We start from the raw sequence: 12498 nt of genomic DNA, 5'->3' as shown, positions 1-12498 counted from the left end.
CAGAAAATCATCAATTAAAATTAAAGGCTTAGAGAAAAATTTTCTAAGCCTTTAAAAATTTAATTAAAAATTCACGTGATTCTTCGGGTGCTTCATAATGCCCTAGATGCCCCGTTTTTGTCACTTTGATTTTGATGTTATCTCGTTTTGGTATTTCGTTTAGATAAGAAATATCTACAGCAACGTCATTTTCACCCAATTGAATATAGATAGGGTAATCTGCAGAAGATAAAATGTCTGTGGTGTCTTTCCTTTCTTTCATGCCAAGTGCACAGGCTACGATGCCTTTTACTGTTGTTTCCTCAGCCATGGCTATGGCTTGCTCCAATTCTTCTGAGAATTTATCTAAATCCTCAGGCTTAAAAAGACTTGTGATGGAATTTCTGATGAAAAGAGATTTGTTTTTAGGTGCTATTTCAGCCACTTTGTCCCGTTTTCTCTTTCCTTCATCACTATCGGGCAGAGATTTGGAATAGAATAAAAACAGCCCAGCCACACGTTCTGGGAAGTCACGGGCGATAGACAATGCGATGTAGCCACCCATGCTATGCCCCACCAGCTTTGCTTTCTGAATGCCTAAATCATCCATCAATTGAATGATTTCTGCTGCTTGAGCTTCCATTGTGTTGATTTCTAGTGATTTTTTTGTTTTCCCGTGCCCTAAGAGATCGGGTAAGATGAATTGGTGATTTTTCACATTGGTTATCATATTTCCCCACATTTTGGCAGTTTCTAGGTAGCCGTGTAGCAGAAATACAGGTTCGCCAGTGCCGAGGATTTTAAAATTCAGATTTGTCATTTTTTTTTGTCTTTAATTTTTTGATTGATAAAATTTTCGATCGGTTTAGGCACGGGGTAATTTTGAACAGAAGTCAAATCAACAATCGTGCAATTCAGCTTTTGAGCTAAATTTTTTAAGCCTTTAGAAATTTTCAATTCATGAAAAGAAATATTCAATTTACGGTGAGATAAAATATGCGATGTTTGCTCGGTGAGTCTTGCTTGGTTTTCATATTCTAAAGGAATTTGAGTTGGGAAGTCGTAGAGATTTTGCCAAAAACCTTTTTGGGCTCGGTAATGAACGAGAAATTTTTTGTTTTGAGAAATGAAGAAATAATTTAGCTGAATTTCTTTGATTTTAAGCTGAGTAACTTTGAGGGGTAAATTTTGAATTTCTTTTTTTTGATAAGCGAAACAAGTGTTTACGATGGGGCAAATTTCGCATTTCGGGTTTTTGGGCAAGCAAATAGTTGCGCCGAGTTCCATCACCGCTTCATTAAAGTCGCCAGGATTTTCTTCTGATATAATGTTTTTTCCTAATTCAAAAAAAACGTTGAAAGCTTTTCCCCCAGCGATGTTTTCAGCAATGCCAAAGTAGCGTGCATAGACTCGGTAGGCATTCCCATCAATGGCGGGAACGGCTTCACCAAAACAAATTGAGGCAATAGCGGCTGCGGTGTAGGGGCCGATGCCAGGTAATTTTTTAAGGCTTATAAAATTTGTAGGAATCTTCCCGTTGAGTTCATCATTTATGATTTTTGCAGCCTTATGCAAGTTACGAGCTCGGGAATAGTAGCCCAAGCCTTGCCATTGGCGTAAGACGCTTTGTTCGTTAGCATTGGCTAAATCTTGCAGCGTTGGAAACTCAGAAATGAAACGAATATAGTAATGGATTCCTTGGTCTACTCTTGTTTGCTGAAGGATGATTTCTGAAACCCAAACATGGTAGGGAGAGGACTGTTCTCGCCATGGGAGAGGTCTTTTATTTTGATGAAACCAATCTAAAATGTAGTGAATGAAAGACATAAAAAGGAAACTTGTACGGTAAATAGAAAAATATTGGTATATTTGCAATCTTGAGAACACGAAATTAATTAAAAATCTATTATATAATGACGAAGGCAGAAATTGTATCTAATATTTCTAATAAATTAGGATTGGAGAAAAGCGATACGCAAAGTGTTGTGGAGGCTTTTATGGAAGAGGTGAAAACATCTCTGACACAAGGAGAAAATGTGTATTTGCGAGGTTTTGGTTCTTTTATTATAAAAACAAGAGCTCAGAAAACGGGCAGAAACATATCTAAGAATAAATCAATCATTATTCCTGCTCATAATATCCCAGCGTTTAAACCAGCGAAAACATTTATGGATAGCGTGAAGGAAAAAGTAGATGTAGTAGAAAAATAAAAAAATAATTGTAAAAATAATATTAATATGCCAAGCGGAAAGAAAAGAAAGAGACATAAGGTGTCAACACACAAAAGAAAAAAAAGAAGAAGACTTAACCGTCACAAAAAGAAAAAATAATTGAAAATAAATGCATGAAATGCACCACCTACTTTTGACTGGTGGTGCATTTTGATATTAAAAAAAATTGAATGGATAAGCAATTAGTTATTAATTCCGCAGAGGAATGCGTGAAGATAGCCTTGCTTGAAGATGGACGCTTGATGGAATTTCATCAAGAGGAAAATAACCAGAAGTTCAATGTTGGAGACGTTTATTTAGCCAAAATAAAAAAATTAGCCCCAGGCATGAATGCGGCATTCGTCAATCTTGGCGGTGAAAAAGATGCTTTTCTACACTATCATGACTTGGGCTCGAATATAAAATCTCTACTGAATTATATTCAAATCGTAAGGTCAGGAAAGTTTAAATCTCACCTATTAAAAAACTTTCGAGATCAAGAAGAAATTGATAAAAATGGTAGGCTAGAAGATGTTTTACAACCTGGGCAGAATGTTTTGGTGCAAATTGCCAAAGAACCCATCTCAACAAAGGGCCCGCGCGTAACTTCAGAGATCTCTGTAGCTGGGCGCTATTTGGTTTTAGTTCCTTTTCAAGATAAGGTTTCTATTTCACAAAAAATTAAAGAAAAAAGTGAGAGGGACCGCCTCACGATGTTGGTGGAAAGTATAAAGCCAGAAGGCTTTGGAGTCATCATCAGAACCGTGGCAGAGAATAGAAAAGTGGTAGAACTGCATGCCGATCTTGAAGACCTTGTGAATAAATGGGAGCAAATCTTTAATAACCTTAGAGCTAAGAAGTTACCAAAGGTAGTTCACACTGAAATGGGAAGAGCTTCATCGATTTTACGTGATAAATTTTCAGAAGATTTTACAAAAATTTATTGTGATGATGAAGATTTGACCGAGGAGTTAAAAGAGCTGTTGAAAATCATAGCTCCTGGAAAAGAAAAAATAGTCGAGGCTTATAAGAAAAATCAACCAATCCTTGAATTTTTCAATGTTGAGAAACAAATCAAAACTTCCTTTGGGAAAAACGTTAATATTTCTAAATCTAAAGGAGCATACCTAGTCATAGAGCATACCGAGGCGTTGCATGTGATAGATGTAAACTCAGGTAACATCAAAGGAAAAAAAGAAAGCCAAGAGCAGAATGCACTAGATGTAAATATGCAGGCAGCAACAGAAGTAGCCCGCCAGCTTCGCTTAAGAGACATGGGGGGAATCGTAGTGGTAGATTTTATAGATATGCGAGAGGCTAAAAACCGTAGGAAGTTTTATGACCACATGAAAGAGGAAATGAAAAAAGATGGAGCTAAACATAAAGTCCTGCCACCAACTAAGTTTGGTTTAGTTCAGATTACTCGTCAGCGTGTTCGCCCAGAGCTTTCGATAAAGACATTTGAGGAAAACCCCAATAAAAACGGGGAAGTAGAAGCCCCTATCGTGATAATGGAAAGGATAGAGACGAGCGTACGAAATATCGCTGAAAATGGGAAAGCTAAAAAAATTACAATCCATCTGCACCCTTTTGTTGCAGCATATTTGAAGCAGGGAATTCCTTCTATCAGGAAAAAATGGGCTTGGAACTATAAACTGCCTATTAAAATTATGCCACACGATGCGTATAAATATTTGGAGATTCATATAACTAATGAGAAAGACGAAGAACTTTATAGCGAATCGAATTAATTAGCCTGAGCTAAACAAAAAATGTAGAAGCTTGTATCATTCTTTTCTAGAAAGGATTGAATACAAGCTTTTAAAGTTCCTCCAGTGGTGATGACATCATCTATAAACAAGACTTTCTTCTCACTGATTTTTTGTTGGCAAATAAAATTTTCAGCAGAAACAGATAAACGCTGCTTGCGGTTTTTTTTGGTCTGCGAAGAACTTTGTTTGATTCTTTTGAGACAACTTTTATAAACAGGAACGTTAAATTCATTAGCGATGCTTTCTGCAATGAGATGCGTTTGGTTGTAACCCCTTGATTTTAAAGTCTTAGAATAACTTGGGATAGGGATTACAGCCTCAAAATCAATTTCGTGAAGTTTGTAGAACGATAATTGAGCCAAAAACTTCCCGACTTGCGGTTGATTGTAATATTTATTGGCGTGCAGTAGCTTATACGTAGCATTACCATGTGTGTAAAATAGTAGAGCATTTCCACCTAAAAAATTTTTAAGGCTTGAAAAATTTTCATGAATTTGATTGGGACGATGAAACTCCCAATGCGTATAGGGCAGCTGATGCAAACAAGAAATGCATAAATGCTGATGAGTTGGTAGAATTCTGCTGCAATGAAGACAGCGCGATGGTATAATGATATCTAATAAGCGTTGCATGCCTTCAATTTATTATATTTGTAGCAATGAAAAAAGTAAGAGTTACTAAAATTTTCAATTTTGAAACATCTCATGCACTTTTTGGTTATGATGGGAAGTGTAAAAATATTCATGGGCACTCATACAAGCTGTTTGTCACGGTACTGGGAGAGCCCGTGCAGGAACAAACTGATTCTAAAAACGGAATGCTCATCGACTTTGGAGAATTAAAAAAAATTGTGAAAGAGTTGATTGTAGATCCGTTTGACCACGCAATAATTCTTAATCAAAATTCACCACATGCAGCATTGGGAGATAAACTTAAGCAAGAAAATCACGATGTGATAATGCTTGATTACCAACCGACTTGCGAAAATATGTTGATTCATTTTGCTGGAATTTTAAAAAAAGCATTGCCCGATGAGGTAGAATTGGTCAAATTAAAACTCTTTGAAACGGAAAATAGCTACGGAGAATGGTTAGCAAGCGACAACATCAAATAAAAATACCGAAAGGAAGGAAAATTTATTTTGCATCAGATCAGCATTTTGGCTCACCAAATACTAAAGAGAGTATCATTCGGGAAAAAAAATTCATCCAATGGCTCGATGAAATAAAACCCGATGCTTGTGCTTTATTCCTATTGGGCGATTTATTTGATTTTTGGTTTGAGTACAAACAAGTCGTCCCTAAAGGTTTTGTGAGAGTTTTGGGCAAACTAGCTGAACTAGCAGATGCTGGGATTCCGATTTACTTTTTTATTGGGAATCATGATTTGTGGATGAGAGATTACTTGAAGCAAGAATTAAATGCAAATATATTCAAAGAGCCACAGCGTTTTCTGATGAATGACAAGCGATTTTTGATTGCCCATGGAGATGGTTTAGGGCCAGGAGATTATGGGTATAAATTTTTGAAAAGAATCTTCACAAACCCAGTAGCAAAAACTTTATTTTATCTTCTACACCCCGATTTTTCGATTTGGCTTGGTAAAATGCTAAGCGAAAGAAATAAATACCTGAGCGGGAATGAAGAAGATTCCTACCAAGGAGATGGTAAAGAATGGCTTTTTCAATATGCTCAGGCGATGCAAGAGAAAGAAAAATTTGACTATTTGGTTTTTGGGCACAGGCATTTAGCATTAGAAAAAAAAGTTGGTGAAAAATCGACTTATTTCAATATTGGCGATTGGATAAAGCATTTCACCTACGGCGAATTTGATGGCTTTAATTTTAGCTTAAAAACGTACTGTGTTTAAAATCTGAATCAGTTCTATATGCCGTGAAATCTGATATAAAGAAAAAGATAAAACAACAAGCCAAACGATGATTTCCCGCCTCACTTTCGCCCCGTGAAGTGAAAAATTGGACAAAAGAAGAGATAGCGGTAGAGCTAAAACCAAAAAATTTTTGGAGGATTTGCCAAAAAAATAAAGATAAAAAGCACTAGCAAAAAGTAGCATAAGAATATTAGTGAAAATAATTTTTTTCTCAGTCTTCTGTCGGTTAATATTCTGGAAATAATCGACCAAAGAAAATAAGCTTAACCCTAATATTGGAGCGAAATAGTAATAATTCGAACTCTCATGAAATTCTATCTTTTTAAGACTGTCTAACTGGCCTAACTGCAAATAAAAAAAATCTTGTAAATCAAAAATAAATATGATTTCTATCCATAAGAATGAGCCTGTTAAAATCCCCAAAAAACAAGAGGTAAGAGCACTGACTTGTGTTCTCCCCATCATGATGAAATGAAAGATAATCGCTACGAAAAAAATGATAAAAGGCGGGTGGATGGGTAACATAATACAACCAAAAAAACCAAAATCGAAAGGATTAAATATTTTTTTGGAGAAATCCTTCCCGTCTAGCATCTGAAAAAAAATAAGGCTTAAAAAAAAGTAACCACTATAGAAACTAATGTCACCCAAATCTTCTAGAAAATTAAGAATAAACAAAAGATAGAAGAAAACGATAAAATGACTTTTTTTTACAAAATCTACCACTTGATTGTACCCTGCGACTGAGACAAAAAGTATCGCCACCAGTATAAATGAGATAAGCTGTGGCATTGCTACCAGATCTTCATTAAATAACAGAAATAAGCCAAGTAAACTTAAGCCTACGAGTATGGCAGAAACAAATAATTGATTAACTTTTAATAAAGTTGTAATCATTTTTTTTTAAATTTGGTGCAAAGTAAAGGATAAATGGTACATTTTGCATTTTTTAAAGAAATATTTTATGGCATAGGAAGCTTTTTTGAGTGGAGTTTTCAAATTTTGCCTCCGATTGGTATTGTTGCTAACTGCATTTTATCACTAGTTGTCTTAGGTCTATTAATTTTTTGGTGTCTGAAAATTATTTCTTACGGCAAAGATGATAAAAGGGAAGTTGATTATCGTGAACCGCATAATTTTTTAGATTAAATTTCTTCAAGTAAAATTTTGAAAATAAAAATGGCGATAACTATCGTTTGAAAATTATTGACAATTTTTTTAAGCCTTAAAAAATTTAATTATAAATTTTTTGTAAAACTTCATGCAAAGCATCCTTCCACTCAGATTGTTTAACTTGGTAGGTTTTGATGATCTTTTGATTGTCTAAAACGCTAAATTTCGGTCTTTTTGCTGGGGTAGGATAAGCAGCGGTTGAGATAGGGTTGATTTTAATCTGAGCTCCCGTTTGTTTTTTTATTTCATTAGCAAATTCAAACCAAGATGCCTGCCCAGCATTGGTGAAATTGAAAATTCCAGGCTTTTTATTTTCTGAAAATAAAATTTTTAAGATAGCTTTTGCAATGTCATTGGCGTTGGTTGGAGTTCCTAATTGGTCTTCAACAACGCTGATTTCATCCTTTTCATTAAATAGATGAAGCATGGTTTTGAGAAAATTTTTACCATATTGAGAGTAAACCCAAGCCGTTCTGATGATGATACTACTAGGGTTGTAATCCAAAGCTAAACGCTCGCCTTCTAGTTTTGATTTTCCGTAGACATTTTGTGGATTAGTCAAATCATCTTCTTGCAAAGCTTGAGAAGCATTTCCGTCAAAAACATAATCAGTAGAAATGTGTATAAAGATAGCATTTTGCTTAGCACATTCTTTGGCCAAATAGCCCACAGCATCGGCGTTGACTTTAAATGCATTTTCTATATCATCCTCAGCCTTATCTACAGCGGTGTAAGCTGCACAGTTTATAACGGCATGGACTTTATTGGTGGAGAAATAATCTTCAATAATTTCAAAATTAAATAAATCAAAGGAATCTTTATCTTTAAAAATAAAGTCATAATCTTTTAATGGATTTTTATCAATAATTTCTTTGATACACTGGGCTAGCTGGCCATAGCCTCCAGTTACAAGTACTTTTTTCATAGAATTTTGTTGACTAAAGTAAAGATATAAAAAAAACCGTTCCATACAGGAACGGTTCATTGATTAAAATTTTAATTTTTTTACAAGCCTAAAAGTTTTTTCACCTCTGAAGTTAAATCCGTACCTCCTTGAAAGTAAACCAAACTTCCATTTTTGGCAGCTGTAGCTAAATCAAAGATATAGCTGATGTTTTTCTTTTTACCGACTTCTGCAATGGCATTTTCTATTTTGGTATAAATTGGTTCAGTCAATTCACCTTCCATTTTAGCTAAATCTTGTGTGGCTTTTTGTTGATACTGAGCCAAAGTTTGTTGTTTTTGCTGTAAATTTTGCTCTACAGGTTGCAATTTTTGCATCATTGCTTGTTTTTCTGCATCAGACTTATTCTGGACAGATTCTATATCCTTTTGTGCTTTGGTGTAAATTTCTTGGATTTCTTTCTGCTGGCGCTCGACTTCTGTTTTGTGTCGATTAGCTTCAGCTTCTAGTTTTGTCTGCGCTTCTTTGAACGCAGGCATTGCATTTAAGATGTCATTTGAATTTACATGTGCTACGGCTTGTGCATTTAAATTAGCAAAGCTGAACATGAAAAAAGATAAGAATGCAATTAAGGTAAACTTCTTCATATTATTAAATTTTCTATTTATTTATTATTTTCCTTTAGTGTCTTTAAAACCTCCTCACTGATGTCATATTTGGGGTCAGAGAAGATTAAAATTAAATCCCCATTACCTTTATCAAATACAAAGCCGTAATTTCTCCGTTTAGCAACTTTATTTACTGCATTGTAAATTTGATCTTGTAGAGGTTTAATGAAACTTAGCTGAGCACTGATTAAATCTCCCTTTGGGCCATATCTTTTTTGCTCTAAATCTGCGATATTTTTCTTTTTTTCTACGATTTCTTTTTCTCGTTCCTTAATCTTTTCTTCGCTTAAAATGATTTTTTCATTATTCAATGCATTAATCATTTCATCTAGCTCAGATTGGTGTTGAGTAATTTCGACTTCCCAATGTTCTGTTTGTTTATCTAACCTATCTTGTGCTTGTTGGTAAGCAGGTAGGTTTTTCAAAACATAATCGGTATCTACATACCCAAACCGTTGTGCAAAAATAGAAATTCCGACAAAAATTAGTGCAAAAGAAATTTTTTGTTTCATCTTTCTTAATCTTACAATATTTATTCCATTATAAAGATTGCCCGAAAATAAAGTGTGTTTGCCAACCAGAAGGTTTGCCAGCAGAGTTAGGGTATTGATCAAATCCATACCCAAAGTCAAATCCTAGCATACCAAAAGCTGACATAAATACACGTACACCAACTCCAGCTGAGCGTTTTAGCTCAAATGGCTGAAAACTACTTGAGTTGTCCCAAGTGTTACCAGCTTCTATGAAGCCAAGCCCAAATATTTTTGCTTGCTGCCCCATAGTAATAGGGTATCTAAGCTCTAGTAAAAATTTATCATAAATGGTTCCACCTCCAAGCGGTGTGATGTCCTTTTTGCCACCACCACCATCGGTAAAGTCTTCATAACCTCTCAAAGGGATGATTTCTCTACCATCAAATCGGTTAGCTTGCAAACCAGTACCTCCCATGAAGAATCTCTCAAATGGGGAAACACCAATTGTTTTATTATAGGCTCCCATAAATCCAAATTCTGCACCTGTTCTCAAAACTAATTTACCAATGATTTCTTTGTACCAGTTCCCGCTAAATTGTACTTTATAATATTCCAACCATTTATAAAGGCTTTCAAAATTTCCTTCCTCTTTTAATTTTTTATAATCTTTATTATTTAATAATGAATAAGGAGGAGTTAGCTTTAAACTTACATTAAAATCTGAACCACTTTTTGGGAATATGGGGTCGCCTGTTGATTGGCGGCTGAGCCCTATTTGATAAGCTAAATTATTTGCTTGGCCATCTCGGTAACGAATTGATCCAATATTATACCCATAATTTTTGAAATCGTAACGCTGATAAGAAACTGAATTACTTAGACGGAAATAATTATCGGGCCAAGTTAAAAGCTTGTTCAATCCCAATGATGCCCCCCATATGGTAAGTCGAGATTCATCATTTTGGTATAAATTTTTATAATTTGAGTTATAAATAGAGATACTCAATGCTGTAGGTCGGCTTCCACCAATCCATGGTTCTATAAATGAGAAACTGAAGTTGGAGAAGTAGCTACCTGCCTGTGCACGTAATGACAAAGTTTGCCCATCGCCTAGGGGTACGGGTTTCCAATGTTTTCCTTTGAGTAAATTCTTTAGAGAGAAATTTTTAAAGCTTAGTCCTAAAGTCCCAATAAATCTTCCGCCGCCATAGCCACCTTGTAATTCCACTTGGCTGGAACTTTGTGGCGTTAATCCCCATTTTACATCTACGGTGTTGCTTTCTTGGTTGGGTTGTATATCATAGGTGATTTGTTGAGGGTCAAAGTAGCCTAGCTGCCCAAGATTGATGTAGGTTCTTTTCAAGTCAGTTTTACTAAACAATTCACCTGGTTTGGTATAAATTTCTCGTGCAATTACATGGTCGTGTGTTTGCGTATTCCCATCAAAGGTTACATAATTCCAGCGGGCTTGTGAACCTTCTTGAATGATGATATCTAGATTAATCGTATCATTCACAACTGATTTCTCTACAGGAATCACACGAGAAAATAAATAGCCATTGTCTTGGTAGAGTGTAATTACGTTGTCATCTCTATCTCCAGAGCTTAGTTTTTTTTCAATGCCTACTGCATCGTAGGGGTCGCCCTTTTTGTAGCCAAAAATTCGGTTTAGAAGTTCGGTATCATAAACGGAATTTCCAATAAAGTTTACATTGCCGAGGTAATATTGGTTTCCTTCATCCAAACCAATTTCAATCAAATAATCATTGTTTTCTGTTCTAGAAATACTGTCCCAAACCACTTTTGCATCACGATAACCGTAACTCTTGTAGAACTCAATCAAATTGCCCAAATCTTCTTCATATTTTTCAGGAATTAATTTAGAGCCTTTAAAGATTTGAAAGATATACTTTCTTAGGATTCCTTTTCTTTTGGTTTCTTTTAGTGCTTTCCTTCTTAGTTTAGAATCACTAAAAACTTGATTTCCTTCAAAAATAATATCTTGAATTTTTATCCTTTTTCCTCTATCCACATTTATTGTCAATATATCAGTATAATCACGTCCCTCGGCAGGGGTATGAGAGATGTTGACTATGGCGTCAGGGTATCCCTTTTCGGTATAATGTTTTTTGATATTGAGTCGAGTTTGATTTAGTAGATTTTGAGTGATTTTGACTCCAGGTTTCAATTCATTGTTTTTCACAAAATCTTCTTGAGCTGATTTTTTTACGCCAATAAATTCAACTTTGTGAATAGATGGAACGCCTTCTAAATTGAAGATAAGATAAGCTTTTCCTTCTTCTACCTTGTTCAAATAAACTTCAACTTCAGAAAAACGAGAGGTTTTCCATAGTTTTTTTATGGCATTATTCAGTTCATTTCCTCTCAAATCTATACTTTCACCGATTTGCAGACCAGTGAAATTTAAAATTTGTTTGGATGTATAGGGTACCCCGCCTACAATTTCGATGCCGCCCAAGACATATCTGCCGCTCAGTGGCAAAAAATGATTTTGAGGTTTGACTTGAGGATTAAAATTATTCCCATCAGTTTGTAATTTTTCCAAATCCAATGATAATTTAGTGCTATCGGTCACCAAACTATCTACCTGAGCTTGTAACAAGCTGAAAATTGAAAATAAAAAAATAAATAAGTTTCTTTTCATAAAAATTTCATTAAACTAACTGTTCACCGGTTTTTCCAAACCTTCTCTCGCGGCTCTGATAATCAATCACAGCTTTAAATAAATCTTTTTTTCTAAAATCTGGCCAAAGCACTTTGGTAAAGTGCAATTCAGCGTAAGCACTTTGCCACAGCAAGAAATTGCTGATTCTCAATTCCCCACTTGTACGAATCATTAAATCTACATCAGGCAATTCTGTCGTGTATAGATAATTTCTGAAATCTTCTGGCGAAATACTTTCAATGCTTTTTTGGTTACCAACAACTTCTTTGCAAATTTTCTTAACGGCATCTATGATTTCATCTTGAGAGCCATAGCTCAAAGCCAGAGTCAATGTTGCTTTTGTATTATTTTTAGTCGCATCTATAACTTTATTCAATTCAGCTTGTGCCTGTGCAGGCAAAAGTTGCGTTGAGCCAATAGTGCGTAATCGGATGTTGTTTTCTTGGAAAGTATGAAGCTCTTTAGTCAAAGTTTTAAAGAGTAAATTCATCAAGAAATTGACTTCTTCAGTGGGGCGTTTCCAATTCTCTGATGAGAAAGCATATAGCGTAAGGTAGGGGATGTTTAGCTCATTACATCCTTCTATGGCAGAACGCACTGCCTTGATGGCATTTTGATGACCAAAGGTTCTCAGCATTCCCTTTTTTTTAGCCCATCGCCCATTCCCATCCATGATGATGGCAAGATGCTGAGGGACTCGAGCTAAATTTATTTTATTTTTTAAAGTTGCAGACATTCTTTTC

Annotated in this window: 14 protein-coding genes; 5 read left to right on the top strand and 9 right to left on the bottom strand. The window is 35.2% G+C overall.

The genetic code is table 11. The annotated features are described in order from the left end of the window. Window positions 1-43: 43 nt before the first annotated feature. Complete coding sequence (locus tag D5J18_RS00230; protein ID WP_119057013.1) at window positions 44-799, bottom strand: alpha/beta fold hydrolase; 756 nt, start codon at window positions 797-799, stop codon at window positions 44-46. Continuing rightward, the gene (gene mutY / locus D5J18_RS00225; RefSeq protein ID WP_119057012.1) at window positions 796-1806 is read right to left on the bottom strand and encodes an A/G-specific adenine glycosylase; all 1011 of its coding nucleotides are present in this window, start codon (window positions 1804-1806) and stop codon (window positions 796-798) included. The genes D5J18_RS00230 and mutY overlap by 4 nt, the downstream gene beginning before the upstream one ends. Before the next feature lie 86 nt (window positions 1807-1892). Between mutY and D5J18_RS00220 the strand changes: the two genes are divergently transcribed. Next, entirely contained in the window at window positions 1893-2189 is a 297-nt protein-coding gene (locus D5J18_RS00220; protein ID WP_119057011.1) for an HU family DNA-binding protein, read from the top strand. Window positions 2190-2380: 191 nt separating this feature from the next. Further along, window positions 2381-3940, top strand: coding sequence for an Rne/Rng family ribonuclease (locus tag D5J18_RS00215; RefSeq protein WP_119057010.1), 1560 nt, complete (start codon window positions 2381-2383; stop codon window positions 3938-3940). Here the strand turns inward: D5J18_RS00215 and D5J18_RS00210 are convergent. Continuing rightward, window positions 3937-4593 (bottom strand): ComF family protein, encoded by a 657-nt coding sequence (locus D5J18_RS00210; RefSeq protein ID WP_119057009.1) that lies wholly within the window; start codon window positions 4591-4593, stop codon window positions 3937-3939. The genes D5J18_RS00215 and D5J18_RS00210 overlap by 4 nt on opposite strands. Window positions 4594-4619: 26 nt before the next feature. Between D5J18_RS00210 and D5J18_RS00205 the strand changes: the two genes are divergently transcribed. Both D5J18_RS00205 and D5J18_RS00200 read left to right on the top strand, forming a co-directional pair. After that, complete coding sequence (locus tag D5J18_RS00205; RefSeq protein WP_119057008.1) at window positions 4620-5075, top strand: 6-pyruvoyl trahydropterin synthase family protein; 456 nt, start codon at window positions 4620-4622, stop codon at window positions 5073-5075. Next, window positions 5048-5830, top strand: coding sequence for a UDP-2,3-diacylglucosamine diphosphatase (locus tag D5J18_RS00200; RefSeq protein WP_119057007.1), 783 nt, complete (start codon window positions 5048-5050; stop codon window positions 5828-5830). The genes D5J18_RS00205 and D5J18_RS00200 overlap by 28 nt, the downstream gene beginning before the upstream one ends. Here the strand turns inward: D5J18_RS00200 and D5J18_RS00195 are convergent. Then, window positions 5810-6748, bottom strand: a complete 939-nt coding sequence (locus tag D5J18_RS00195; RefSeq protein WP_119057006.1) for a DUF6427 family protein — start codon at window positions 6746-6748, stop codon at window positions 5810-5812. The two genes, D5J18_RS00200 and D5J18_RS00195, sit on opposite strands and share 21 nt — an antisense overlap. Window positions 6749-6781: 33 nt before the next feature. Between D5J18_RS00195 and D5J18_RS00190 the strand changes: the two genes are divergently transcribed. Continuing rightward, window positions 6782-7000: a hypothetical protein gene (locus D5J18_RS00190; protein WP_119057005.1), complete on the top strand. Its 219-nt coding sequence runs from the start codon at window positions 6782-6784 to the stop codon at window positions 6998-7000. 85 nt (window positions 7001-7085) lie between these two features. Here the strand turns inward: D5J18_RS00190 and rfbD are convergent, their stop codons facing one another. From rfbD to uppS, 5 genes are all read right to left on the bottom strand, one after another. Further along, a complete protein-coding gene (rfbD, locus tag D5J18_RS00185) occupies window positions 7086-7949 on the bottom strand; it encodes a dTDP-4-dehydrorhamnose reductase (protein ID WP_119057004.1) in 864 nt (287 codons plus the stop codon). A gap of 80 nt (window positions 7950-8029) precedes the next feature. Further along, complete coding sequence (locus D5J18_RS00180; RefSeq protein WP_119057003.1) at window positions 8030-8575, bottom strand: OmpH/Skp family outer membrane protein; 546 nt, start codon at window positions 8573-8575, stop codon at window positions 8030-8032. A 17-nt stretch (window positions 8576-8592) separates the two neighbouring features. After that, a complete protein-coding gene (locus D5J18_RS00175) occupies window positions 8593-9108 on the bottom strand; it encodes an OmpH/Skp family outer membrane protein (protein WP_119057002.1) in 516 nt (171 codons plus the stop codon). A 28-nt stretch (window positions 9109-9136) separates the two neighbouring features. Beyond that, the gene (locus D5J18_RS00170) at window positions 9137-11734 is read right to left on the bottom strand and encodes a BamA/OMP85 family outer membrane protein (RefSeq protein WP_119057001.1); all 2598 of its coding nucleotides are present in this window, start codon (window positions 11732-11734) and stop codon (window positions 9137-9139) included. Between the two features lie 10 nt (window positions 11735-11744). After that, window positions 11745-12491: an undecaprenyl pyrophosphate synthase gene (gene uppS, locus D5J18_RS00165; RefSeq protein WP_119057023.1), complete on the bottom strand. Its 747-nt coding sequence runs from the start codon at window positions 12489-12491 to the stop codon at window positions 11745-11747. Window positions 12492-12498 lie beyond the last annotated feature (7 nt).

The sequence above is a fragment of the Candidatus Ornithobacterium hominis genome, from assembly GCF_900538215.1.
Taxonomy (GTDB): Bacteria; Bacteroidota; Bacteroidia; order Flavobacteriales; family Weeksellaceae; genus Ornithobacterium; species Ornithobacterium hominis.
Note: the sequence above shows the minus strand (reverse complement) of the source record. Positions and strands in the feature narration are given on the sequence as shown.

Coding starts and splice junctions, on each gene's coding strand:
- D5J18_RS00230 (WP_119057013.1), bottom strand. CDS start 799: ATGACAAATCTGAATTTTAAAATCCTCGGCACTGGCGAACCTGTATTT.
- mutY (WP_119057012.1), bottom strand. CDS start 1,806: ATGTCTTTCATTCACTACATTTTAGATTGGTTTCATCAAAATAAAAGA.
- D5J18_RS00220 (WP_119057011.1), top strand. CDS start 1,893: ATGACGAAGGCAGAAATTGTATCTAATATTTCTAATAAATTAGGATTG.
- D5J18_RS00215 (WP_119057010.1), top strand. CDS start 2,381: ATGGATAAGCAATTAGTTATTAATTCCGCAGAGGAATGCGTGAAGATA.
- D5J18_RS00210 (WP_119057009.1), bottom strand. CDS start 4,593: ATGCAACGCTTATTAGATATCATTATACCATCGCGCTGTCTTCATTGC.
- D5J18_RS00205 (WP_119057008.1), top strand. CDS start 4,620: ATGAAAAAAGTAAGAGTTACTAAAATTTTCAATTTTGAAACATCTCAT.
- D5J18_RS00200 (WP_119057007.1), top strand. CDS start 5,048: ATGGTTAGCAAGCGACAACATCAAATAAAAATACCGAAAGGAAGGAAA.
- D5J18_RS00195 (WP_119057006.1), bottom strand. CDS start 6,748: ATGATTACAACTTTATTAAAAGTTAATCAATTATTTGTTTCTGCCATA.
- D5J18_RS00190 (WP_119057005.1), top strand. CDS start 6,782: ATGGTACATTTTGCATTTTTTAAAGAAATATTTTATGGCATAGGAAGC.
- rfbD (WP_119057004.1), bottom strand. CDS start 7,949: ATGAAAAAAGTACTTGTAACTGGAGGCTATGGCCAGCTAGCCCAGTGT.
- D5J18_RS00180 (WP_119057003.1), bottom strand. CDS start 8,575: ATGAAGAAGTTTACCTTAATTGCATTCTTATCTTTTTTCATGTTCAGC.
- D5J18_RS00175 (WP_119057002.1), bottom strand. CDS start 9,108: ATGAAACAAAAAATTTCTTTTGCACTAATTTTTGTCGGAATTTCTATT.
- D5J18_RS00170 (WP_119057001.1), bottom strand. CDS start 11,734: ATGAAAAGAAACTTATTTATTTTTTTATTTTCAATTTTCAGCTTGTTA.
- uppS (WP_119057023.1), bottom strand. CDS start 12,491: ATGTCTGCAACTTTAAAAAATAAAATAAATTTAGCTCGAGTCCCTCAG.